The sequence below is a fragment of the Butyrivibrio sp. genome (assembly GCF_024699075.1).
This window is the reverse complement of record NZ_JAILQF010000106.1, coordinates 1-24,886: the sequence shown is the minus strand read 5'-3', so window position 1 is coordinate 24,886 and position 24,886 is coordinate 1. Positions and strand designations below refer to the sequence as shown.

The 24,886-nt window shown below is 39.8% G+C and carries 21 protein-coding genes; 20 read left to right on the top strand and 1 reads right to left on the bottom strand.

All coding sequences use genetic code 11. The features are described 5' to 3' along the window. Positions 1 to 80 precede the first annotated feature (80 nt). The 4 genes from ftsE (at position 81) to K6G87_RS04200 (ending at position 4,694) form a co-directional block, all read left to right on the top strand. Positions 81 to 773 (top strand): cell division ATP-binding protein FtsE, encoded by a 693-nt coding sequence (gene ftsE, locus K6G87_RS04215; protein ID WP_442863359.1) that lies wholly within the window; start codon positions 81 to 83, stop codon positions 771 to 773. Further along, a complete protein-coding gene (gene ftsX, locus K6G87_RS04210) occupies positions 757 to 1,662 on the top strand; it encodes a permease-like cell division protein FtsX (protein ID WP_330669699.1) in 906 nt (301 codons plus the stop codon). Before ftsE ends, ftsX begins: the two co-directional genes overlap by 17 nt. A gap of 253 nt (positions 1,663 to 1,915) precedes the next feature. Further along, entirely contained in the window at positions 1,916 to 3,097 is a 1,182-nt protein-coding gene (locus tag K6G87_RS04205; RefSeq protein ID WP_296834318.1) for a murein hydrolase activator EnvC family protein, read from the top strand. Positions 3,098 to 3,263: 166 nt separating this feature from the next. Beyond that, positions 3,264 to 4,694, top strand: coding sequence for a S41 family peptidase (locus K6G87_RS04200; RefSeq protein WP_296834315.1), 1,431 nt, complete (start codon positions 3,264 to 3,266; stop codon positions 4,692 to 4,694). 182 nt (positions 4,695 to 4,876) lie between these two features. On the opposite strand, the gene uvrB is transcribed toward K6G87_RS04200, so the two are convergent. Continuing rightward, positions 4,877 to 6,868, bottom strand: a complete 1,992-nt coding sequence (gene uvrB, locus K6G87_RS04195) for an excinuclease ABC subunit UvrB (protein WP_296834312.1) — start codon at positions 6,866 to 6,868, stop codon at positions 4,877 to 4,879. 330 nt (positions 6,869 to 7,198) lie between these two features. Here uvrB and uvrA point away from each other — a divergent pair, with 330 nt between their 5' ends. The 16 genes from uvrA to K6G87_RS04115 form a co-directional block, all read left to right on the top strand. Next, a complete protein-coding gene (uvrA, locus tag K6G87_RS04190; protein ID WP_296834354.1) occupies positions 7,199 to 10,075 on the top strand; it encodes an excinuclease ABC subunit UvrA in 2,877 nt (958 codons plus the stop codon). 444 nt (positions 10,076 to 10,519) lie between these two features. Next, positions 10,520 to 11,509, top strand: a complete 990-nt coding sequence (locus K6G87_RS04185) for a rod shape-determining protein (protein ID WP_073387496.1) — start codon at positions 10,520 to 10,522, stop codon at positions 11,507 to 11,509. 141 nt (positions 11,510 to 11,650) lie between these two features. Continuing rightward, complete coding sequence (locus K6G87_RS04180) at positions 11,651 to 12,478, top strand: flagellar hook-basal body protein (RefSeq protein WP_296834307.1); 828 nt, start codon at positions 11,651 to 11,653, stop codon at positions 12,476 to 12,478. Positions 12,479 to 12,593: 115 nt separating this feature from the next. Further along, positions 12,594 to 13,418, top strand: a complete 825-nt coding sequence (locus K6G87_RS04175; RefSeq protein WP_296834304.1) for a flagellar hook-basal body protein — start codon at positions 12,594 to 12,596, stop codon at positions 13,416 to 13,418. An 86-nt stretch (positions 13,419 to 13,504) separates the two neighbouring features. Next, positions 13,505 to 14,038, top strand: coding sequence for a rod-binding protein (locus K6G87_RS04170; RefSeq protein ID WP_296834301.1), 534 nt, complete (start codon positions 13,505 to 13,507; stop codon positions 14,036 to 14,038). A gap of 81 nt (positions 14,039 to 14,119) precedes the next feature. After that, positions 14,120 to 16,363, top strand: coding sequence for an SF1B family DNA helicase RecD2 (recD2, locus tag K6G87_RS04165; protein WP_296834298.1), 2,244 nt, complete (start codon positions 14,120 to 14,122; stop codon positions 16,361 to 16,363). Beyond that, positions 16,353 to 17,084 (top strand): ComF family protein, encoded by a 732-nt coding sequence (locus tag K6G87_RS04160; protein ID WP_296834295.1) that lies wholly within the window; start codon positions 16,353 to 16,355, stop codon positions 17,082 to 17,084. The genes recD2 and K6G87_RS04160 overlap by 11 nt, the downstream gene beginning before the upstream one ends. A gap of 56 nt (positions 17,085 to 17,140) precedes the next feature. After that, positions 17,141 to 17,548 (top strand): class I tRNA ligase family protein, encoded by a 408-nt coding sequence (locus K6G87_RS04155; RefSeq protein ID WP_296834292.1) that lies wholly within the window; start codon positions 17,141 to 17,143, stop codon positions 17,546 to 17,548. A gap of 27 nt (positions 17,549 to 17,575) precedes the next feature. After that, a complete protein-coding gene (locus K6G87_RS04150; protein WP_296834290.1) occupies positions 17,576 to 17,965 on the top strand; it encodes a hypothetical protein in 390 nt (129 codons plus the stop codon). Between the two features lie 8 nt (positions 17,966 to 17,973). Continuing rightward, the gene (locus tag K6G87_RS04145; RefSeq protein ID WP_296834287.1) at positions 17,974 to 19,158 is read left to right on the top strand and encodes a hypothetical protein; all 1,185 of its coding nucleotides are present in this window, start codon (positions 17,974 to 17,976) and stop codon (positions 19,156 to 19,158) included. 25 nt (positions 19,159 to 19,183) lie between these two features. Further along, positions 19,184 to 20,050: a diadenylate cyclase CdaA gene (gene cdaA / locus K6G87_RS04140; protein ID WP_296834284.1), complete on the top strand. Its 867-nt coding sequence runs from the start codon at positions 19,184 to 19,186 to the stop codon at positions 20,048 to 20,050. Continuing rightward, complete coding sequence (locus K6G87_RS04135; protein ID WP_296834281.1) at positions 20,047 to 21,360, top strand: CdaR family protein; 1,314 nt, start codon at positions 20,047 to 20,049, stop codon at positions 21,358 to 21,360. The genes cdaA and K6G87_RS04135 overlap by 4 nt, the downstream gene beginning before the upstream one ends. Positions 21,361 to 21,384: 24 nt before the next feature. Next, positions 21,385 to 21,651 (top strand): HPr family phosphocarrier protein, encoded by a 267-nt coding sequence (locus K6G87_RS04130; protein WP_296834279.1) that lies wholly within the window; start codon positions 21,385 to 21,387, stop codon positions 21,649 to 21,651. A 21-nt stretch (positions 21,652 to 21,672) separates the two neighbouring features. Then, positions 21,673 to 22,539 (top strand): dTDP-4-dehydrorhamnose reductase, encoded by an 867-nt coding sequence (rfbD, locus tag K6G87_RS04125; protein ID WP_296834276.1) that lies wholly within the window; start codon positions 21,673 to 21,675, stop codon positions 22,537 to 22,539. 97 nt (positions 22,540 to 22,636) lie between these two features. Further along, positions 22,637 to 23,101, top strand: coding sequence for a divergent PAP2 family protein (locus K6G87_RS04120; RefSeq protein WP_296834273.1), 465 nt, complete (start codon positions 22,637 to 22,639; stop codon positions 23,099 to 23,101). Positions 23,102 to 23,129: 28 nt separating this feature from the next. Beyond that, positions 23,130 to 24,886: LIC_10190 family membrane protein (locus K6G87_RS04115; RefSeq protein ID WP_296834271.1), on the top strand; the 1,757-nt coding region annotated here is incomplete at its 3' end.

Here is a 24,886-nt window from a genome sequence, read left to right as displayed (position 1 = left end):
GGGAGAAGCTGCGGGACTTATGGAGAGGACAATGGATGGAAAAAGCGCGGAGAAAGAGGAGACGGATCCCCAGCGATGAAATAATTACGCTTGAAAATGTTACTAAATCCTATACAACGGGATCTCCTGCTTTAGATGGTGTGTCACTTCATATCAAAAAGGGCGAATTTGTATTTATTGTAGGAGATTCCGGGTCAGGTAAATCTACACTTATAAAACTCCTTCTTAGAGAACTTACAGCTACAGAAGGTGATATCACAGTAATGGGATACAATTTGAATCATATCAGGCATCGTAAGATACCTAAATTCCGCCGTAATCTCGGCATAGTATTCCAGGATTTCAGACTGCTTCCTGATCGTAATGTGTATGAGAACGTTGCCTTTGCGCAGCATATCATTCAAAAACCCGGAAGTGAAATTCGTCGAAATGTACCTAAGATTTTAGCAACAGTCGGTCTTGCCGGCAAATATAAGAATAAAGTTACTCAGCTCTCCGGAGGTGAGCAGCAGCGTGTCGCTCTTGCAAGAGCACTTGTCAATAAACCATCAATACTGCTTGCGGATGAGCCTACAGGTAACCTTGATCCTAACACTTCATGGGAGATCATGAAGCTTCTTGAGAAGATCAATGAAAATGGTACGACCATAGTTATGGTTACTCATAACCGTGAAATCGTCAATGCAATGCAGAAGCGAGTTATTACAATGAAAAAAGGCGTCATAGTTGACGACGCTGAGAAGGGCGTATATATCGATGATGAGGATTATTAGTACTTTTTTCTATACAATAGGCCAGGGTTTCCGCAATCTGACAAGAAATCGCTGGTACACACTTGCATCCATTGCAACTATAGCGGCGTGTCTTTTCCTTCTTGGTATGTTCTATTCGATAATTGTTAACTTTTCAAATATTGTAAAGACCGCAGAAGAGGGCGTTTCGGTAACAGTTTTCTTCAATGAGGGAACGACAGAAGAACAGATACTTGCTTTCCAGACCAATATCCAGAACAGGACAGAAGTCAGCAAAGTAGAATATGTTTCAGCCGAAGCTGCATGGGAGAGCTTTAAGACAGATTATCTTGGAGAATATGCTGATGGTTTTACGGAGAATCCTCTTGAAGATTCTGCAAACCTTCAGATATACATGAAGGATGTTTCACTTCAGCCCTCGCTTGTTACTTATCTTGAAAGTCATCAGGACATAGTAAGAGAAGTAAGGAGATCCGAGATCACAGCTTCAACACTTAGTGGTATCAATAAACTTATAGCAGTTATCTCGGTAGGTATCATACTGATTCTGCTATGTGTATCAGTATTCCTTATAAGTAATACGGTTACAATAGGTATCTCAGTCAGAAAATCAGAGATTACAATAGCCAAGTACATTGGTGCAACAGACTATTTTGTCAGGGCGCCTTTCGTAATCGAAGGAATTCTTATTGGAATCATAGGATCCATTATTCCACTTGTAGTTATTTATTATTTGTACAACAAGGTTATAGGTTATATATCTGCACATTATTCAATACTCAGTAATTTACTGACATTCTTGCCGGTACAGCAAATTTATGAATCATTAGTTCCGATTTCATTGCTGATCGGAGTTGGAATAGGCTTCTTTGGAAGTGCATTTACAGTGCGTCGTCATCTTGGAGTATAAGCATTTTCAAAATTCTAATTCATTAATCTGTGAGATCCGTTGAGGGGTGTGAGTTATTAGGGTCTTTGTGATCATGTGGTGATTCAAAAACATATTGGCACAAAGACTATTGGACATCCTTGCAGCGGATTTTTGTATTAAAGGAAGAATTATATTTTCTGATATAAAAGCGCTTTTGGGGGAACATGACTTGATTGAGAAAAGACATATTTGTACAAAAAGAATCTTTCGCAAGTTAGTGGCACTCGTTTTAATGGTGACGTTTTGTATTACTTTTGCAAGTGATAACCTGGCTATTAAAAGCAACGCTGAAGTTACGGAAGAGAGTATAAAAGAAAAAGAAAATCAAATTGATGATGCCAAAAAAGAGCGAGACAAGATGAAGTCATCGCTTACAGATATAGAGGCAGTTAAAAAGGAACTTGAACAGGATAAGAGTGATATCAATTCTTATATAGCTGAACTTGATGCATCACTTACTGATATTCAGTCCAATATAGATGCACTTGAACAACAGATAAGTGATAAAGAGGCAGAAATAGAAGAGACCAAGGCAGAACTTGAAGAAGCCAAAGCCCAGCAGCAACAGCAGTATGAATCCATGAAAGAAAGAATCAAATTCATGTATGAAAGAGGCGATACATACCTTCTTGAGCTTCTTATAGAATCAGACAGCTATGGAGACATGCTCAATAAAGCAGAATATATCACAAAGCTTTCGGCATATGATAATAAAAAGCTTCAGGAATATATACTTACAACCCAGCTCATATCACTTACTCAGGAAGCGCTGGAAGAAGAGCAGGAAACACTTGAAGAAGCCAAGGCTGATGTAGAAGCTGAGCAGGCAAGTATGGAAGCACTCATGTCTGAGAAGCAGTCACAGCTTTCCGTAGTAAATGCCAGCATCTCTGACAAGGAAGCTGCTATTAAGGAATACGAAGCTCAGATAGCAGAAGAGAATGAAACTATTGCAGCTTTGGAGAAGGCAGTTGAAGCTGATAAAGCAAAACTTGCAAGTCAGAATAAAAGGACTTATGATGGCGGTATGTTTACATGGCCATGTCCGGCTTATACCAGAATATCTGATGATTATGGTATGAGAATGCATCCGACACTTGGAATTGAGAAGATGCACAATGGTATAGACCTGGCAGCACCAACAGGATCGAGTATCCTTGCTGCATATGCAGGAACAGTAGTTGCAGCATCATATTCAAGCACTATGGGTAATTATATAATGATCGACCATGGTGATGGACTTTATACTATATACATGCATGCTTCTGCTTTATATGTTTCTACAGGACAGGAAGTAACTGCAGGTCAGAATATAGCTGCTGTCGGATCAACCGGAAGATCAACAGGACCTCACCTTCATTTTGGTGTACGTCTTAATGGTTCATATGTAAGCCCGTGGAATTATCTTAAATAAGTTCTGCGGCTATTACATATAATAAAGGTGTCTTTATTGTATCCGGGCACCTTGTGTAAGCAGGAAAATGGTATGACTTGGCTTTTGAATCTAATTGAAAAAGGTCATATATACCCAAATTCTTTTGCTTATGCAGATTTTTAGAAACAGCGAGGTTTTATTGGAAATGGATAATGAGAAAAAGACTGAAGGAGAAGTAATTCAGGAAGTTCAGAACTCAACTGATTTTTCTTCTTCAAACAGGGATGAACAACCAACTGGCGCAAATTTTAATGAAACTAATACTCCTAAAAAGGGCAGTTCTTTTAGCATTGGAACTTTTCTTCTTGGAGTTGTAGTAGGTGCAGTTGTATCTACCTGTGTATTTGGTGTGGCTATTGCTATGGTTAGAAATACACCATCAACAGTCACTATAATGACAAATAGTAAGAGCGAAAAGAGTAGCGCGAGTACTAAAAACTCTGATAATAGTGCTGAAGATACAGAAACTGGCGATGATGAAGAAGAGCAGTATGATTCAGTAGTAAATGAAGAGACCATGGCTAAGCTTCAGCTTCTTGAAGAGACAATTGATTCATACTATATCGATTCTGATTCTGTTACAACAAAAACACTTCAGGACGGAATGTACGAGGGAATGCTTGATAGTCTTGGAGATGTATATTCTGTTTATTATACAGAGGAAGAGCTTGCCGATTTCATGGAAGATACTAACGGCGTATATTATGGAATAGGCGCTTATATAAGTACAGATGAGGCTACAGGACTTCCTATTATTGCCGGAGTTTTTGATGGTTCACCTGCACAGGAAGCAGGACTTAAGGAAGGTGATATCTGCTATAAAGTAGACGGAGAGATTACAGAATCAATGGCTCTTGATGAGTTTGTAAGCAAAGTCAAGGGTGAAGAAAATACAACTGTAGTTCTTACAATTATAAGAGAAGGCGAGTCCGATTATCTTGATATAGAAGTTGAAAGACGCCAGATTGATGCACCAACAGTTAAGTATGAAATGAAGGAAGGCAATATTGGATATATCCAGATCACCGAATTTGATTCAGTAACCAGCGATCAGTTTACAGAAGCTTTGGTAACCCTTAAGGAACAGGGAATGAAGGGACTTGTACTTGATCTTAGATCTAACCCCGGAGGAAATCTTGATACAGTAGTTGAGATCGCCAACCAGCTTCTTCCAAAAGGAACTGTAGTATATACAGTAGACAAAGACGGAAACAGAGTTGATTATGACTGCGATGGTAAAAATGAGTTTGAATTACCTATGGTAGTTCTTGTAAATGGTTATTCTGCAAGTGCTTCAGAAATTCTTGCTGGAGCTATCAAAGACTATGATAAAGGTATCCTTGTAGGTACTACAACATTTGGTAAGGGAATAGTTCAGAGGATCATTCCATTTAGCGACGGCACAGCAGTAAAGCTTACAGTAAGTAAGTACTACACACCTAACGGAGTCAATATTCATGGAACAGGTATAGATCCTGATGTTGAGATCGAATATGATGCTGAGGCAGCCAAAGAAGGAGTGGACAACCAGCTTGAAAAGGCTCTTGAACTTGTAGGCGAAGAAATAGACGGCTGATGATCAAGAAGAATTATTAGACCAGTAATATTATAAAAATATCGGCATATTTAGATTTTAATAATCTAAGCATGCCGATTTTTTAGTTACAGATTGTAATACTGTTAAGATACTTTTAGTTACAGATTGTAAATCTATTAAGATTATTTATAGTTACAATATTTGTTTATATTAAAGCTTTGTTAATTGCCGCCGGTTAATTCATTAAGATGAGTTTTAAGCGACAGCATCTGATCTCGTAGTGCAGCAGCATTTTCGAAGTCGAGTTCTGCAGCGGCTTTTTTCATCTTCTTCTGAACTTTGCCAATAAGCTTTTCAAGTTCGTCACGGCTCATGGATTCAGGATCCTTTTCGAACTTAACCTCTTCTTTAGTAATCTCTTTGGTTATAGCGATAAGATCTCTTACAGCCTTCTTGATAGTCTGAGGCGTAATGCCGTGTTCCTTGTTATAAGCCATCTGTATCTCTCGGCGTCTGTTGGTTTCATCTATGGCATTTTGCATAGACTCAGTCATATTGTCAGCATACATGATGACGTGACCTTCTGAGTTTCTTGCAGCACGGCCTATGGTCTGAACGAGAGATGTTTCTGATCTGAGGAATCCTTCCTTGTCAGCATCAAGGATAGCTACAAGAGTTATCTCGGGAATATCAAGTCCCTCTCTTAAAAGGTTGATACCAACAAGTACGTCGAATACGTCAAGACGCATATCTCTTATTATCTCAGCTCGCTCAAGAGTATCTATGTCTGAGTGAAGATACTTGACCCTGACACCATTTTCTGCAAGATATTCTGTAAGATCCTCTGCCATCCTTTTGGTAAGAGTAGTAACAAGAACTTTGTTCTTCTTATCAGTCTCTTTTCTTATCTCGGAAAGAAGATCATCTATCTGGCCTTCTGTCTGCCTAACATCTATCTCAGGATCAAGAAGTCCTGTAGGTCTTATAACCTGTTCTGCGCGAAGAAGCTCGTGTTCCTCTTCATACTTACCTGGAGTTGCAGAACAAAAGAGCATCTGATCGATATGTGTTTCAAATTCATCAAAATTAAGAGGCCTGTTATCAAGCGCAGATGGAAGTCTGAAACCGTAATTGACAAGAGTTTCTTTCCTGCTCCTGTCACCGTGATACATGGCTCCTATCTGCGGAATTGACATATGAGATTCGTCGACTATTATCAGGAAATCTCTTGGGAAGAAGTCCATAAGGGTAAGAGGAGGTTCTCCCGGAGGCATGAAATTAAGATGCCTTGAGTAGTTCTCAATTCCTGAGCAAAAGCCTGTTTCACGCATCATTTCAACATCGAAGTTGGTTCTTTCAGCTATGCGCTGGGCTTCTATAAGTTTATCTTCTCCTTTAAAGAAGCGGACCTGATCCTCGAGCTCTTTTTCTATATTCTCACATGCTCTGTTGATCTTCTCCTGCGGTACAACATAATGCGAAGCAGGATATATCATGACATGCTCAAGCTCATGGATGACCTTGCCGGATAGAGGCTCAACTTCGCATATTCTGTCAATTTCATCGCCGAAGAATTCTATTCTTATAAGATAATCGTCGGCATTAGCCGGGAATACCTCTACAACATCGCCGTGAACTCTGAAATTGCAACGTGAAAGGTCCATGTCATTGCGCTGATACTGAATGGCGATGAGATCCTTTATTACATCATCTCTGTCTTTGGACATTCCGGGTCTTAGTGATATGGACATTCCTTTAAATTCATCAGGGCTACCAAGACCATATATACAGGAAACAGAGGCTACGACTATTACGTCGTTACGCTCAGCAAGAGATGCTGTTGCTGAAAGTCTTAACTTATCGATCTCATCATTTATGGCAGAATCCTTGGCAATATAAGTATCAGTCTGAGGGACATAAGCTTCAGGCTGATAATAGTCATAATATGAGACAAAATATTCCACGGCATTTTCAGGGAAGAACTCCTTCATCTCGCCATATAACTGACCTGCAAGGGTCTTGTTGTGGGAGATTATAAGAGTTGGCTTGTTAAGAGCTGCTATGATATTGGCCATAGTGAAGGTCTTACCTGAGCCTGTTACACCAAGAAGTGTCTCAAACTGGTTGCCTTCTTTAAAGCCTTTTACAAGCTTATCTATTGCCTGGGGCTGATCACCCGTAGGCTTAAAGTCTGATCGTAATTTAAAATCCATTTATAATATTCCTCTGCATATAGCTAAATATAGATTTTTGAATCAGTAATTCTAAAACATATGACACATTAATACTACGTGGTAAAAAGATTTATAACAAGGGGTACGTTTAGTGAAAATATTAAAAGCTCATTAAATTTTGCCGAGGGATTTTAGAATTTTGCATGCTATGATACAATATCTTTACGCCTTTTTAAAAGGCAATTATATTGTAAAAGATTTTATAACTATATAGCCGGAAAATCCATTTTTCTTTAGAAGAGGAAGTAATAATAAGTTATGGCAACCAGAAATAAAAATGTACAGACAACACCTGAGAATAATACTCACATGACCAAAATAAATACAACAGGAAGACGTCCTCTTCCCGTTGATATTCATGACTATATAAGAGTTCGTCATGCTAATGAGCATAACCTTAAAGGGGTGGATGTCAATATTCCAAGAGGAACACTTACAGTATTTACAGGACTTTCAGGATCCGGTAAATCATCTCTTGCCTTCGATACCATTTTTGCCGAAGGTCAGAGAAGATATATGGAATCACTGTCTTCCTATGCAAGAATGTTCCTGGGACAGATGGACAAGCCTGATGTTGAGAAGATAGAAGGCCTGTCTCCTACAATTTCAATTGACCAGAAATCAACTAACAGAAATCCACGTTCTACAGTAGGAACTGTTACTGAGATATATGATTATTTCAGGCTTCTTTATGCGAGAATTGGCGTACCTCACTGTCCTAACTGTGGCAGAGAGATAAGACGCCAGAGCGTAGATGAGATGGCTGATCAGATACTTTCACTCCCTACAGGAAGTAAGATCCAGATTCTTGCACCTGTTGTAAGGGGCAGGAAGGGTATGCATGAGAAGGTCATAGACAGAGCCAAGAAAGGCGGTTATGTCCGTATCAGGATTGATGGCAACCAGTATGATCTGTCAGAAGACATAAGCCTTGATAAGAATATCAAACACAATATCGAGATAATAGTCGACAGACTTGTAGTCAAGGAAGATGCCCAGAGTATAAGGGGAAGACTTACAGACTCCATAGAGAATGCTCTTTCACTTGCGGAAGGACTTCTTATTGTAGATGTAATCGGAGATAAGGAGATCAATTTCTCCCAGAACTTTGCATGTCCTGACTGCGGAATATCAATTCCTGAGATCGAGCCCAGAAGCTTTTCATTTAATAATCCCTACGGAGCTTGCCCTCAGTGTTCAGGTCTTGGATACAAGATGGAGTTTGATGAAGACCTGATGATCCCTGATAAGTCTCTTTCCATTAACGAGGGAGCAATACAGGTAATGGGCTGGCAGTCCTGCAACAAAGAGGGAAGCTTTGCAAATGCAACGCTCAGGGCTCTTGCCAAGGCATATGGATTTGATCTCGATACTCCTTTTGAAAAGTATCCCAAGAAGATCCACGATGTCCTTATCTACGGCGCAGATAAGGCTGTAAATGTACACTATAAGGGCCAGAGAGGTGAAGGCAATTATCCTATTCTCTTCGACGGACTTATTAAAAATGTCGAGCAGCGCTACAGAGAGACAGCATCCGAGCTTGCCAAGGCTGAATATGAAGAGTTCATGACAATCACTCCATGTACAGCCTGCAACGGCCAGAGACTTCGCCCTGAATCCCTTGCAGTAACTGTTGATGGCAGAAATATATATGAGATCACCTCAATATCAATTGAAGAGCTTCACAAATATCTTCAGAACCTTACACTTTCCAAGCAGCAGGAGCTTATAGGAGCTCAGTTGTTAAAAGAGATACGGGCAAGAGTAGGTTTCCTCGTAGACGTAGGACTTGAGTACCTTTCACTTTCAAGAGCTACAGGAACCTTGTCAGGAGGAGAAGCCCAGCGTATAAGACTTGCAACCCAGATAGGGTCAGGCCTTTGCGGAGTATGCTATATACTTGATGAGCCAAGTATAGGTCTCCACCAAAGAGACAATGACAAGCTTCTTAATACTCTCAAGAATCTTAGAGATCTTGGTAATACTCTTATTGTTGTAGAACATGATGAAGATACCATGAGAGAAGCAGACTACATCGTAGATGTAGGCCCCGGCGCAGGATCCCATGGCGGCAATATTGTAGCCACAGGTACAGCAGAAGATATCATGGCCAATCCTGACTCCATAACAGGACAATATCTGTCAGGACAAAAGAAAATAGAAGTACCTTCAAAGCGCAGAAAGCCTAACGGATGGCTTTTGGTAAAGGGTGCAAGAGAACATAACCTTAAAGATATAGATGTTAAGTTTCCGCTTGGAGTTCTTACTGTAGTAACAGGAGTATCGGGCTCCGGAAAGAGCTCACTTGTAAATGAGATATTATATAAGCATCTTGCAAAGAGTCTTAACAGAGCAAGATGTATACCTGGAGACCACAGGGCTATAGAAGGTCTTGAACAGCTTGATAAGGTAATAGATATAGACCAGTCACCTATAGGACGTACTCCTCGTTCCAACCCGGCTACATATACCGGAGTATTCGATCTTATAAGAGACCTTTTTGCAGGAACGCCTGATGCCAAGGCAAGAGGATATGCCAAGGGCAGATTTTCTTTTAACGTAAAAGGTGGAAGATGTGAAGCCTGCTCAGGTGATGGAATTGTTAAGATCGAAATGCATTTCCTTCCCGACGTATATGTTCCTTGTGAAGTATGCGGTGGTAAGCGATATAATAGAGAGACACTTGAAGTAAGATATAAGGGCAAAAATATTTATGATGTCCTTGATATGACAGTTGAAGAGGCTCTGGAATTCTTTAAGAACGTACCTAAGATACATAAAAAGATCCAGACACTTTATGATGTAGGACTTGGATATGTGAAGCTTGGCCAGCCTTCAACAGAGCTTTCAGGTGGTGAAGCACAGCGTATCAAGCTTGCTACAGAACTCTCACGTACAAGTACTGGTAAGACTATATATATACTTGATGAGCCTACAACAGGACTTCACTTTGCAGATGTAGCCAAACTTGTAGATATTCTTCACAAGCTCGTCGAACAGGGTAACTCTGTTGTAGTAATAGAGCACAATCTTGATGTTATAAAGACGGCAGACTACATTATAGATTTAGGACCTGAAGGCGGAGCCAAGGGCGGAACTATTGTAGCCAAGGGAACACCTGAACAGGTTTCCAAGGTCAAAGAGTCTTATACAGGACATTATATTGCCAAGATGATCGGCAAATAAGAATGGTAATTAAAAATATTTTTTGATTAAAAGATCAGAAGATAAGAATGGTAATTAAAACTGTTTTTTGATTAAAAGATCAGAAAATGAGAATGGTAATTAAAAATTTTTGACCGAAATGACAAGGGTTAATGAAAAGCGTATTTTATCCGATATATAGGACGTAAATAAGTTATGTTAAGCACTATATGTTATTTTGTGCACAATTAAAACTATATATCGGATAATACGCATGGACGCGGGAGTACAGATGAAAAGGAACTTCGAAGGATTTGTAAGAGGTTTCGCTGTGCTGCCGCTTTAATTTTTTTCAATTAGCCTGTTTTCAAATTAAGTCTGTTAGTTTATAATACTTTGTGAATTATACACTTAATAATTAACAAAGATTATCACTCGCAATAGCGATAACCATAACAGACAGATAATAATTGAAAGGAACTATCCATGCAGTATACAGATATTGGAATCGATTTAGGAACAGCAAGTATTCTTGTTTACATAAGAGGAAAGGGCGTCGTACTTAAGGAGCCTTCAGTTGTAGCATATGACAGAGACACAGACCAGATTCTTACATTTGGTGAAGATGCACGTCAGATGCTTGGACGTACACCTGGTAACATCGTAGCAGTTCGTCCTCTTCGTCAGGGCGTTATCAGTGATTACCAGATCACAGAGCAGATGATGAAGCATTTCATTACCAAGGCTCTTGGACGCAGAATATATCGTAAACCTCTTATCGCTGTATGCGTTCCTTCAGGTGTTACTGAAGTTGAGCGTAAGGCCGTAGAAGATGCAACACGTATGGCAGGTGCCAGAGATGTTCGTATCATTGAAGAGCCTATAGCAGCAGCTATCGGTGCAGGTATCGATATCATTAAGCCATGCGGCAACATGATTGTAGATATAGGTGGCGGTACAACAGATATAGCAGTTATTTCACTTGGCGGAACAGTTGTATCAACATCAGTTAAGATCGCAGGCGATGACTTTGATGAAGCTATCGTCCGTTATATGAGAAAGAAGCACAACCTTCTTATCGGTGAAAGAACCGCAGAAGATATCAAAATCCGCGTAGGAAGTGCATACCCACGTCCGGAAGCAGATTATATGGATGTGCGTGGACGAAATCTTGTTACAGGTCTTCCTAAGACTGTCAAGATCAGTTCTGAAGAAACAGAAGAGGCATTGAGAGAGCCTACAACACAGATAGTAGAAGCTATCCATGGTGTACTTGAGAAGACTCCTCCGGAACTTGCAGCCGATATCGCAGATCGTGGTATCGTACTTACAGGTGGTGGATCTCTACTTAGAGGTCTTGAGGATCTTATCGCAGCTAAGACAGGCATCAACACTATGACAGCCGAAGATCCGATGACAGCTGTTGCTATCGGAACCGGTAAATATGTTGAGTTCCTCAGTGGTGCAGGAAACTAAGCTGATCAGACAATACTGAAGATATCCTTGATATTTCAGTATTAAAGCAAAAGCTTCAAGATCAGATCATTCTTTGACCAAGCCTCCTTCTGGTAAGTCAGGCGCTTTACCTACACAGGGTACTGGCGCAAGGAGGCTTTTATGGTTAAAGGATTATACACAGCATGGTCAGCGATGATCAATGAACAGCATCGCATGGACGTAGCGACCAACAATTTGGCCAATGCCAATACTAATGGTTATAAGAAAGAGGGTTCTACCCAGCAGACATTCTCAGCTCAGCTGGCCCTCAAGATCAAAGATACATCTGAACCGGGCAATTATCCCAAGAGACTCGGCCATATCGTCCCCGGCGTCAAGACCGGAGAGGATTATACTGACTGGACCGAAGGACCAATGAAAGAAACAGGTAATACTTGGGATCTGGCAATTTCCGGAAATGGCTTTTTCGCCATAGATTACACCAGTGCACACAATAATGTAGCAGGACATACAGAAGGTCAGCAGACTGTCATGTATACACGTGATGGAAACTTTACACTTACAGCTGACGGAGAACTTGTAACACAGGACGGAGACTATGTTCTTGATAGTGAAGGCGAGCACATCGTTGTAGATACTACCAAGAAGCATGCAGTTAATGTTAAAGGTCAGGTTCTTGAGTTTACAGGAGAAGGCGAAGACGAGACAAGTGAAGTTGTAGCAACAGTTGGTCTTTATGACTTTGAAGATTATGACGCACTTGCCAAATACGGCGAAAACCTTTATGAACCTACAGATGAAGCAGTTCTTTTAGAGGAAGCAACCGGATCTATAAATGCAGGATTTTTGGAACAGTCTAATGTCTCAGTAGTTGATGAAATGGTGTCGATAATAAATATACAAAGACATTATGAAGCAGCATCAACAATGATACAGACAGCCGATTCCACACTTAATACGGCAACAACAGAACTTGGAAGATTATAAAAAATATGAAGACGTCCCAGGGATTATAATATAGAACCTGGTGGCAGTCATAAGGATGTAACTAAGTGGCGCAAAGGGAAATACATTGAAGTAGTATTTCGGAAAAGAGGTAATTATGGTACGCAGCTTATGGTCAGCCGCAACAGGCATGAATGCTCAGCAGACAAATGTAGACACAATTTCCAATAACCTGGCGAATGTTAATACGACAGGATTTAAAGCTCAGCAGGCAGAGTTTAAATCCCTTCTTTATCAGGATCTTAATTCTGTTACAACAACAGCCAATGGTGATCCTAAGCCTACAACCTCACAGGTCGGACTTGGTGTAAGAACAGCAGCTTTGACCCAGCTCTTTTCACAGGGATCTCTTCTTGATAATGCAAGTACATCAGCATTTGCTATAAGCGGCGAAGGTTTCTTCTCATATAATGATGCTGATGGAAATCCGGTATATACGAGAAACGGTGACTTCGTCTGGGCTATCGGTAATGAAGACGGAACAGAGCTTGTACTTACTACATCAGATGGTAATCCTATACTTAGTACTGAAGGCGAAGAGATAAGACTTGAAGGAGACTTTATCTCTAACAGGATATCCGTAGGATCAGATGGAACAATTTATTATCCAGATGATGACGGTGTTCCTCAGGAAGTTGGATTTACAATCGGACTTTGGCAGTTCCAAAATCCAGGAGGTCTTGAAAGAATCGGAAGTACCAGCTGGAAAGTTACTGCAGCAAGTGGACCTGCAATAAATGAAGCAGATAATGATAATGTTGAATCAAGTATCATAAGACAGGGCTATCTTGAAGGATCAAATGTCAATGTTGCTACTGAAATGGTTAATCTTATAGTAGCTCAGCGTGCTTATGAAATGAATTCTACAGCAATCCAGACGACTGACCAGATGATGCAGACAGCAAATCAGCTGAAGAGATAAATAGATAAAAGATAAATAGATAAAAAGATAAAAAGATAAAGAGATAAATAGATAAATATAAAAATAGATAAAGAGAGGACTAGCGCATGTCGGATTATAGTAATTTGAGCGGACTTAGCTCTGCGGCATATACAGACTATGCTGCAAAAACTCAATATTCCAATGATGTTCAGAAAGCTGTAAGCAGTACTTCATCAGATTCTACTCAAGAAGAGCTTATGGATGCCTGCAAGCAGTTTGAAGCATATTTCCTCGAACAGGTATATAAGGAGATGAGCAAAACTGTTGAGGCGTTTAAAAATGATGATAGTCAGATGAGCGATGCTCTGTCCATGACTTCGTCAAATAGTCTTGTTGATTATTTTAAGGATCTTACGATCCAGGATATAGCATCAACAACTGCAGAGAATCAAAGCAATGGTCTTGCGCAGATGCTGTATGAGAATATGAGCAGGAACTACGGAATAACAAGTGAATCTTCAAATAATATTCCGGCAGATGCATCCAAAGCCCAGGTTCTTGCAGCAACGTCGACGCTTCAAAAGGCCGCAGATAATGACACAGGTTCTGAAGTTACAGATAACAGTGAATCAGAAATTCCAAATGTGGGGGAAGTATAAAAAAGAAGGGGAGGAAATTATAAAACGAATTTTAAACCCTGTCGCTTGCGGCAGGGTATTTTTCGGGGCATAATATGATTTATGGAAAAGTTTAAGGGTTATATAGAACATTTTGTTTATAAAAATGAAGATAATGGATATGGCGTTGCAAATGTTATATCTGATGGTGATGAGATTACATGTGTCGGTACATTTAAAGATGCGGATGTAGGAGATACTCTTGAGATTGAAGGAGAGCTTGTCCAGCATCCAATGTACGGAGACCAGATCAGAGTATCCAAATATACTATTGTAGAGCCCGAAGATGCCCAGGCAATGGAGAGATACCTTGCAAGTGGTGCAATTAAGGGAGTTGGAGCTGCGCTCGCTACACGTATAATCAAAAAATTCGGCGAGGATACTTTTCGCATAATTGAAATGGAACCTGAGCGTCTTGCAGAAGTCAGAGGCATAAGTGAAAGAAAAGCCATTGAAATAGCTACTCAGATGAGTGAGAAGCGTGAAGCCAGAGATATAATGATATTCCTTCAAAGATATGGAATATCTGACACTATGGCTGTTAAGATCTATAACACTTATGGAAACTCTGTATATACAGTCATGCAGCAAAATCCGTATAAGCTTGCAGAAGATATAGGCGGCATCGGATTTAAGACGGCTGATGAGATAGCAGGAAGAATAGGCTTTAGTGTTGATTCTGATTTCCGCATACGAAGCGGAATCCTGTATGTACTTCAGGAAGGGGCACAGGAGGGTAATACATATCTTCCCAAAAATAATCTCATAAAGAGAACAGCATCTTTACTCAGAATAGATGAAGAAATGATCCTGCCTCAGATAGACTATCTTGCTATGGACAGAAGGATAGTGATCAAGAAGGATGACAGGGTATACAGCTCAATACTTTATACTGAAGAAAGAGCATGTGCGCTTAGACTTAATGATCTTAATATTCATCTTGACGTCGATGATAATTCAGAAACAAGAAGAGCCCAGCTTGAAAGAATTCATTATATTGAAAAGAAAAAGAATATAGAGCTAGATGATCTTCAAAGGGAGGCCATTCTTAAGAGTGCTTCTAATGGAATCCTGATCCTTACAGGTGGTCCCGGTACAGGTAAGACTACAACAATCAATACTATAATCAGCTACTTTGAAGAAGAGGGACTTGATATCCAGCTTGCAGCTCCAACGGGAAGAGCAGCAAAGCGTATGACAGAAGCTACGGGATATGAGGCAAGGACCATCCACAGACTTCTTGAGATATCAGGAGGAGTTGGAGATGATAATGCGGTCAAGCAGACAGCCCGTTTTAACCGTGATCAGGACAATCCACTCGAAGCTGATGTAATAATCATAGATGAGATGTCAATGGTAGATATACATCTGTTTCATGCCCTTTTAAAAGCAGTAATTCCCGGAATGCACCTTATATTTGTAGGTGATGCAAGCCAGCTTCCCAGTGTAGGCCCAGGTCAGGTTCTTGATGATCTTATTTCCTGCGGAATGTTTTCTACAGTAGTACTTGATCACATTTTCAGACAGGCCAAGGAAAGTGACATAGTCATGAACGCCCACTATATCAATAACGGGCAGATGCCAAGACTTTCCAATAAGAGCAAGGATTTCTTTTTCCTGGAAAGAAGTGATTACAACATAATATACAAGCATATGATAATGCTTATAAGAGACAAGCTTCCGGGCTATGTTGATGCGGATCCTTTCGATATTCAGGTCCTTACTCCTATGAAAAAAGGTGCGCTTGGGTGCGAGACATTAAATAAGATCCTGCAGCAGTATCTTAATCCTGCAGATCCGTCCAAGACTGAATATATGCATGGTGACAGAATCTTAAGAGTCGGTGATAAGGTTATGCAGATACATAACAATTATCAGGCCGAGTGGGAGATCATAGGTAAGTACAATATACCCATAGATTCGGGAACAGGAATATTTAACGGCGATATGGGAAGGATTGTAAGTATAACACCAGGCGCATCTTCACTTGTTGTTGAGTTCGATGAAAGAAGAAGGGTTACCTATTCATTCAGTTCTCTTGATGAGCTGGAACTTGCATATGCAGTTACTATTCATAAATCACAGGGTTCAGAGTATCCTGCTATTGTCATCCCCCTTCTTGGTGGCCCGAGAATGCTGACCAACAGGAACCTTTTATATACGGCTGTTACCAGGGCCAGAAAGTGCGTTATGATCCTTGGCAGCAGCGAAGCTATCAAAAATATGGTGGAAAATGAAGACCAGCTTGTCCGCTTTACAGGTCTTAAGGACCAGATAAAGGAGGTCATGTCATTTGATGATAAGTAAAAAAAGAGCTTATGATCTATATGACAAGGCAGCTACAATTCTTTTTCCAAGGCATTGTCCTTTTTGTGATAAGATAGTCTCCTTTGGAAGTATGGCGCATGAAGAATGCAGGAATAAGGCAGAATATGCCGACAGTCATGAAACATGCATTAAATGCGGCAAGCCTCTGTTATACGGAAACTCTGAGTATTGCAGAGACTGCCTCAAAGGCGGACATGTTTTTGACTATGGTCTGTCACTTTATAATTATAGGACAGTGTCCGGATCAATCTACAGATTCAAGTATGAAGGAAGGCAGGAGTATGCCGACTTTTATGCTGTCGAAATTGAAAGGCATCTCGGGGCTAAGATAAGAGCCCTGAAACCTGATGCCCTAATCCCCGTTCCAATGTACAAAGGCAAGAAGAATAAAAGAGGCTATAATCAGGCAGAAGTTCTGGCAAAAGCAATCGGAAGAAGAATGGGCATACCTGTAAGATGCGATATAATAACGAGAGTGCGCGATACAACTCCAATGAAGCAACTATCTGCAAGTGAGCGCCATGTCAATTTGAAAAAGGCTTTTAATATAAAACAAAATGATGTAAAATTAAAGAATATCATAATAATTGACGATATCTATACGACGGGATCAACAGTTGATCATATGACATGGCAACTGAAAAGGGGACCGGCATCGTCCGTATATGTACTGACTCTAGCTATAGGACAGACAGTATAAAAGGACAGCAACAGTGTATACAACCGTAGGTTTAGCAATCAACAAGGAGGCTGCTTATGAATTTACGTAACTGTTCAAGATGTGGTAAGATGTTCAATTATGTTGCAGGACCACCAATCTGTGAGAACTGCAAAAAGGCCCTGGAAGATGACTTTCAGAAAGTAAAGAAATACGTTCAGGACAATCCGTCTGCATCTTTGAAACAGATTGCAGAAGATAATGATGTTAAACTCAATCAGATTAAAGAGTGGATCCGTGAAGAGAGACTTATGTTCTCTAAAGATTCACCTATTCAGTTACTGTGTGAGAATTGTGGTGCAACCATTCAGACAGGACGTTTATGCCAGAATTGTAAGAACAAGATGGCTAACAACCTGACTAATGCATTCCAGAAGGAAGCACCCAAGATTCAGATGCCTGCGAAGAAGGAAGACAAGGGAGGTATGCGTTTCCTGCGTCCCTGATCCGGAGGATAGATAAGGGTTTTAAATATGGTTCAGGAAGAAAAAGTCATTCTGATGACGAGAATGGCTGCTTTTACAGCGCGTGAAGGTTCAAACGACAACAGAATAAATGGCTACTTCAGAAGTGATTATATTGGCCTTGAAATTGTAAAATCCGCGATCAGTGCCACGGTTTCTTTTGTGATACTGTTCGCGGTATACGCTGTGGCTACATTTGAATCAATTCTCGAAGATATGTATAGTATTGATCTGGTGGCGTATGGACAAAAAGTACTTACTTTTTATCTGATCTGGTTGATCGGATATTGTGTGGTATCATACATCTTTTTTTCCAGACGTTATTCTAAAATGCGTAAAAGAATGAAGAAATACTACAATAATCTCAGAAAACTGAGAAAAATGTATGAAAAGGAATAAAAGATATTATGGCTACCTTACTTGAATTAAAACAGATACTTAAGTCTTATTATGTAAAATTTGAGTTTTATATAACTCTTGTGTGGAAGTTTTTCCTTACACTTATTACTCTGAATGTTATCAATTCTGAGATCGGATGTCAGGAAGCTCTTACAAGTCCTATTATTGTACTCATGTGTTCACTTCTGTGTGCTATTCTGCCACAGGTTTTCATTGTTATACTTTCATGTTTGTTTGTAGTTGCTCATCTGTGGGCATTATCGATGGAGACAGCGGTTATAGCTCTTGCTGTCTTTCTTATCATGTACCTTTTGTATTATCGCTTTTCTCCAAATGATGCAATAGTACTTATACTGACAGCCCTTTGCTTTGGTATTCATATTCCTTATGTTATGCCTATAGCAGTTGGCCTCTTTGGTTCTGTATATTCTGTTGTCTCTGTAATCTTTGGAATCGTTGTCTATTATTATCTCAATTATATTTCTGATAATACAAGTATATTTATCTCAGGAACATCAGGTGATGACAGTTCTGCAGCAGTTATCTCAAGGGTTCAGTCAATAGTGGATGGAGTTTTTGCAAGCAAGGTTATGATATCTGTAATTGTTGTATTTGCAATAACAACGATCCTTGTATATATACTCAGACGCCTTTCAATCAACTATTCATGGGATGTAGCTATAGTAACAGGTACACTTACACTTATGATAGGAACACTGGTTGCAAATGTTGTAAGCAATGCAGGTTTTTCTGTTGCAGGTGTTATCATAGGTTCTCTCTTTGCAGGACTTTTAATGAAGGGACTTGAATTCTTTGCATTCAATCTTGATTATAAGCGAATAGAGAACGTTCAGTTCGAAGATGATGATTATTACTATTATGTAAAGGCTATACCGAAGGTTGCTGTTGCAACACCTGATCGTAAGGTCAAGCAGATCAACAGAGCTACAACTCCTCATACAGAGGAAAGAGATGAAAGAAGAGATAAGGTAGTGTCCAAGACTCACGGACAGGCTACAAGAACTGCAGCATCCTCTTCAGCATCACATATGCAGCATAGCAGACCTTCAGGAAGCTCTTATGGACGCACTCAGCAGACTAGAAGCAGAACAGCTAATAGTCATGTAACTAATGGTAGACAGACACGTAGTAACGCAGGTACAGGTAGCCAAAGAAGTAACAGATCCGAATAATCTTTAGCCTAAGATGAGGATAGGAATGGATACGTTTCAGTCATTACTGGATACAAATTTTACAAATTTTCATATGCCTGATATCAAGGGGACTGATGTTGTAGAGATCTTGATCATTGCTTTTCTCGTATACCACATTCTTGTATGGATGCGTAATACCAGAATATGGTCCTTGATGAAAGGCATTGTTGTCATTGTAATCTTTATCATTATCGCTGCCTTGTTCAACATGAGCACCATTTTATGGATAGTTCAGAATGTTCTTAGTATAGCTGTAATTGCTGTTGTAGTAGTACTTCAGCCTGAGCTTAGAAGAGCTCTGGAACAGCTGGGACGTAAGAATTTTCTTTCGGGAATATTCCCATTTGATGTTGGAGGAGGAGAAGGAAGATTCTCTGACAGGACTATAGACGAGATTGCAAGAGCCTGTGTTGAGATGGCCAAAGTAAGAACCGGTGCTCTTATTGTCATAGAACAGGAACATTCACTTGCAGAATATGAGCAGACAGGTATTGAAGTTGATGCTATTGTTACAAGTCAGCTTCTTATAAATATTTTTGAGCATAATACACCGCTTCATGACGGTGCTGTAATTGTCAGAGGCAACCGTATTACTGCAGCTACCTGCTATCTTCCGCTTTCAGATAACATGAACATAGGTAAAGAGCTTGGAACAAGGCACAGAGCCGGTGTTGGTGTATCTGAGGTTACTGATTCACTTACAATCATCGTTTCAGAAGAGACTGGTAAGATATCAGTTGCATATGGCGGAGTTCTCGACAGATCTCTGGATTCTGAGAAATTGAAAGACAGACTAAGGAGCATACAGAATAAGGCTGAAGAAGAACATAAACACAGACCTGTTTTCAGAGGGAGGACCAAGGCAGAATGAAATTTGTACGAGGACTTTACTCTAATTGGGGACTTAAGATTGCATCAGTTCTATTTGCGGCCGTTATGTGGTTTCTTGTTACCAACATTAATGATCCTGTATCTACAGAGAGATTTAATAACATTTCGGTAACCTTCAGAAACACAAGCATTATCACCGATGCCGGAGAAGTATACGAAGTACTTGATAATTCGGACGTAATAAGTTCTGTATCTATAAGAGCTCCAAGATCGGTACTTGAGAATTTTTCCAAAGATAATATAGTTGCAATTGCTGATTTTTCCAAGATGACTGATGATAGCACGATTCCTATTGAGATCACTATCACCAAGGATTCAGGAAAGATTGATTCGGTTGTGCCAAGTAGTACTGAAGTAGCACTTTCCATTGAGAATCTTGCTACAAGCACACTTGCTCTTGGAGCTACAACTTCAGGAACAGTTAGTGACGGCTATATTGTAAGCTCTGTATCTACAGATCAGAACCAGGTAAGAATAAGCGGACCTCAGTCCGTTATCGACAGAGTCGAAAAGGCTTCCGTTGATGTAGATGTAACAGGATTTACTTCAAATATAGGAACAGATGTATCTATCAAATTGTATGATGAAGATGGCAATGTTATAAATGACTCTGCTATATCCATGAATATTACGGCGGTCAGAGTTAATGTAACGATCCTTGCAGTTAAGACTGTGCCTATCAATTATCATACGACGGGAGAACCGGCTGACGGATTTATGCTATCGGGTGAAATAACCAGTACGCCTGAAACGGTTGTTATAGCAGGTAAGTCTTCGGTACTTTCAGAGGTTTCGAGTATTACTGTTACAGATCCTCTTGATGTTACAGGACTTACATCTGATCTTCAGACAACTGTTAATATAGCCAATTATCTGCCAAGCGGAATATCACTTGGAGATGCAGACTTTAATGGTATATGTACTGTTGTGGTTGATATCATACCTCAGTCAAGTAGGTCAATAACCATTGATGCAAGCAGTGTAACTTATGACAATGTTCCTGAGAACTACAAGATAGTGCTTGGAAATGGAGCTGAGGATACAAACTTTACAGTTGATATAGTAGGTCTTGAAGAGACGATCAATGCAGTATCGGCATCAGATCTTAATGCGACTATAGATCTAAGTCAGCTTACAACACAGCTGTCTGAAGGCGAGAGCCTTGAGTCAGGAACATATACAGTAACAGTTAGTTTCACACCTCCTGAAGGTGTAGAGATAGATGGAACAGTTCGAGTTACTATTACAGCAACTGCTCCCGAAACAAAAGAAACGACAGATGATAATTAGTAGTGATGGAGGTTTTTGAGTTTTATGGTAAGTCAGAAGGTAGTCATTAAGAATCCTACCGGGCTTCACTTGCGTCCTGCGGGTATTCTTTGCAAAGTGGCTATGAGATATAAATCACTTATAACTTTTCAGGTGAGAGAGAATACTGCAAACGCTAAGAGTGTTTTAAGCGTGCTCGGTGCTGGTGTTAAGTGCGGTGATGAAATTGAATTTACATGTCAGGGAAGTGATGAACAGGAAGCACTTGCAGGCATGGTCCAGGCAGTAGAAGACGGACTTGGAGAAAAATAATAAGCAGGAAGGTATCAGGTTTTGAAAAAGATAATAGTTACAGGATGTAATGGACAGCTTGGAAGACAGGTTAACAAAGAAATCGGAGATGAATTCGAACTTATCAATACAGATGTATGTGAAGGCGATGGAATCCGCAGTCTCGATATCACTAATGTAGATAGTGTTATTGCTCTTGCAAGAGAAGTAAAACCGTATGCGATCATTAATTGTGCAGCATATACAGCAGTTGATGCACAGGAGAAGGACTGGGATCTTTCTTACAAGATCAATGCTATTGGACCAAGAAACCTTGCAATAGCAGCTACAGAGACAGATGCTAAGCTTGTACATATTTCTACAGATTATGTATTTGCAGGTAATGGAACAAAGCCATATACAGAGTTCGATCAGGTAGGACCTGTAAGTGCTTATGGTACTACAAAGCTTGCAGGAGAGAAGTTTGTAGAGCAGTTTGCAAAGCATTTCTTCACAATAAGAACAGCATGGCTTTACGGCGATGGCAAGAACTTTGTAAAAACAATGCTCAGACTTTCTGAGAATCATGATGAAGTATCAGTTGTTGATGATCAGGTAGGAAGCCCTACAAGTACAGTTGAACTTGCTAAGGCTATTCATTATCTTCTTCCTACAGATAACTATGGACTTTTCCATGGTACATGTGAAGGTTCATGCAGTTGGGCTGATTTTACAGATGAGATATTCCGCCTTGCAGGAAAAGATACAAAGGTTAATCATGTATCAACCAGGAAGTACATGGAGATGAATCCAAATAGTGCTCCACGTCCTGCATATTCAATTCTTGAAAACTATATGTTCAAGCTTACAAGTGACTTTATGTTTGCTGACTGGCATGATGCTATTGCTGAGTATATTAAGAATATGTAAGTTATGTCTTTAAGAGATAAATCCTGATGACTTTAGTATTATGCTTAACTTTTCAGGATTTTCTTTTCAAGATAAATAAATTAAAAGAAAGATAAGTATGGCAGATTTTTTTTACGAAGTAACTCATAACGATATTATCATGTGCCCAGTAATTGCATGGTTTACAGCACAGGTTCTCAAAACAGTTATCTACATGATCACTTATAAAGAGTTCAATGCAGAAAGACTCCTTGGAGATGGCGGTATGCCAAGCTCACATTCAGCAACTGTAATGAGTCTTGTGACTATCGTTGGATTTGAGTATGGGGTATCTGGTTATGAATTTGCTCTTGCAGGTATCCTGGCGCTTATTACAATGCATGATGCAATGGGAGTAAGGCGCGAAACTGGTAAGCAGGCAGTTGTTATCAAGAACCTTGCAGAGCTTTTTGAAGAGATGGGTAAAGATATCCCGGATGATGAAAAGCTTAAGGTATTTGTAGGACATACTCCTCTTCAGGTTATTATGGGAGCAATCCTTGGTGTTATAGTAGGTTCTGTATACTATGGCATTGCAGGATAAAATGGGAGAAACATGAGGTTAAGGACAAATGCTAATCACAGCTATTAATTGGCTTTATGTGATTTTTACAACTTATTTTGCTGGATACGGATTTCACCATTTAATGACCGGCATTTCTTTTCTGCAACACTCGGTGCCGCAGAAAAGAAATGCCGCTTTGCGTACAACGCCTTATGAGATACAGTTTAGAGAAAATTATCTTATAACAGGGCTTGTGCTCGTATCCATATATTCTCAGATCTTCAGTATATGGTCAGGCCTTTCAATGGCTGCCAATGTGATACTTTTTGTTATATCGCTTTGTGTATGTGTTCTGGCTATTCGAAATATGTTCTATAAAATTCTTGCCTATGGTCTTGGCAGAAATATAAGCATGAATATGATAATCACATATATTGTGATCTTCTTTGTTATAGCTTATTGTACCTCGCATGGACTTGAACACTATGATACAGGTCTGTATCATGCACAGGCTATACACTGGAATGAGGTTTACGGCGCAGTAAGAGGACTTGGAAACTTCAATCAAAGGCTTGCATATAATAGTGCAGTCTATCCTTTGTCAGCTCTTTACAGCTTCTCATGGCTTGGCGGACAATCGCTTCATACAATGGCAGGATATTTTGTACTTCTTCTGTCATGGAAATGCGTAGATATAGTTCAGATCAAAAGACGCGGATACTTTACCCTTCCGGATGCAGTAAGACTTATAGCTATCTATTATATATTTACTATACTTGACGAGATCGTATCGCCTGCATCAGACTATTTTGTCATGTGCATGGTCTTATATATACTAATATCCTGGCTCGATCTTGACAGAGACAGGGAGAAGAGATTCTATCCCTATGCCATGCTCTGCATACTTATAGTATATGCAGTAACATTAAAGCTCTCTGCAGCGCCGCTTTTACTTCTTGCTATAAAGCCTATATGGAAGATAATGCATGCAAAGCTTATAAGCAGGGCCAAAGCGATATGGTACTTTATAGGACTGGGATTTTTGGTGGCAGTTCCCTTTTTTATCAGAAATATAATCATATCAGGATGGCTTATATATCCATTTACCGCTATAGATATCTTTAGATTTGCATGGAAGATACCAAAAGGAACGGCTGAGTATGACGCTCATGAGATAGCAGTATATGGCAGAGGCTATACGGATGCAGCTCTTTATAACATAAGTATCATGGACTGGTTCCCTGACTGGTATAAGAGCCTTTCGTCTTTTAATAAAGTGATGCTCGTGGCAGATTTTGTATTTCTTATAGGACTTATAGTATTTGCAGTAATCTATCTGGTCATGCAGGTACGAAAAGAGGGATCACTACTTAAGGTTTTTGGAATAAAGACTATAAATAATAAATCCAAAAATAAGTCCCAAAATAAATCTAAAAAGACTTCCGGTAAGAATTCTAAAGATAAGGCCAAAAAGAATGATAAAAAAGGCGAAAATGTAGTCATAAACAATGTCTTTAATAATGCCGGTAAAGTTGTACTTATGGCAAGACATAGAACAGTGTCAATGAAAGACTTTTTCTTTGTAGAAGGTGTTTGTTATGTGGCACTTGTATTCTTCATTACATCATCACCACTTGTAAGATACGGAGCATTATATATCTGGCTTCCTGCAGTCATTATGGTTGGAAAGCTTATAACGCTTTTATTCTATAAAAGAGGTGCGGAAAAGAAGCTTATCCCTGTGATCATGGCTTTTATAGCCCTGTTTATAGGTTATAAATCTCTTAGACTTGTGATGTACGAAGTGCCTAGATTTAAGGCTGA

Coding starts and splice junctions, on each gene's coding strand:
- cdaA (WP_296834284.1), top strand. CDS start 19,184: ATGGATACGTTTCAGTCATTACTGGATACAAATTTTACAAATTTTCAT.
- K6G87_RS04185 (WP_073387496.1), top strand. CDS start 10,520: ATGCAGTATACAGATATTGGAATCGATTTAGGAACAGCAAGTATTCTT.
- K6G87_RS04180 (WP_296834307.1), top strand. CDS start 11,651: ATGGTTAAAGGATTATACACAGCATGGTCAGCGATGATCAATGAACAG.
- K6G87_RS04150 (WP_296834290.1), top strand. CDS start 17,576: ATGGTTCAGGAAGAAAAAGTCATTCTGATGACGAGAATGGCTGCTTTT.
- K6G87_RS04205 (WP_296834318.1), top strand. CDS start 1,916: ATGGTGACGTTTTGTATTACTTTTGCAAGTGATAACCTGGCTATTAAA.
- K6G87_RS04120 (WP_296834273.1), top strand. CDS start 22,637: ATGGCAGATTTTTTTTACGAAGTAACTCATAACGATATTATCATGTGC.
- uvrB (WP_296834312.1), bottom strand. CDS start 6,868: ATGGATTTTAAATTACGATCAGACTTTAAGCCTACGGGTGATCAGCCC.
- K6G87_RS04175 (WP_296834304.1), top strand. CDS start 12,594: ATGGTACGCAGCTTATGGTCAGCCGCAACAGGCATGAATGCTCAGCAG.
- K6G87_RS04130 (WP_296834279.1), top strand. CDS start 21,385: ATGGTAAGTCAGAAGGTAGTCATTAAGAATCCTACCGGGCTTCACTTG.
- K6G87_RS04200 (WP_296834315.1), top strand. CDS start 3,264: ATGGATAATGAGAAAAAGACTGAAGGAGAAGTAATTCAGGAAGTTCAG.
- recD2 (WP_296834298.1), top strand. CDS start 14,120: ATGGAAAAGTTTAAGGGTTATATAGAACATTTTGTTTATAAAAATGAA.
- K6G87_RS04170 (WP_296834301.1), top strand. CDS start 13,505: ATGTCGGATTATAGTAATTTGAGCGGACTTAGCTCTGCGGCATATACA.
- ftsX (WP_330669699.1), top strand. CDS start 757: ATGATGAGGATTATTAGTACTTTTTTCTATACAATAGGCCAGGGTTTC.
- K6G87_RS04135 (WP_296834281.1), top strand. CDS start 20,047: ATGAAATTTGTACGAGGACTTTACTCTAATTGGGGACTTAAGATTGCA.
- uvrA (WP_296834354.1), top strand. CDS start 7,199: ATGACCAAAATAAATACAACAGGAAGACGTCCTCTTCCCGTTGATATT.
- K6G87_RS04155 (WP_296834292.1), top strand. CDS start 17,141: ATGAATTTACGTAACTGTTCAAGATGTGGTAAGATGTTCAATTATGTT.
- K6G87_RS04160 (WP_296834295.1), top strand. CDS start 16,353: ATGATAAGTAAAAAAAGAGCTTATGATCTATATGACAAGGCAGCTACA.
- K6G87_RS04145 (WP_296834287.1), top strand. CDS start 17,974: ATGGCTACCTTACTTGAATTAAAACAGATACTTAAGTCTTATTATGTA.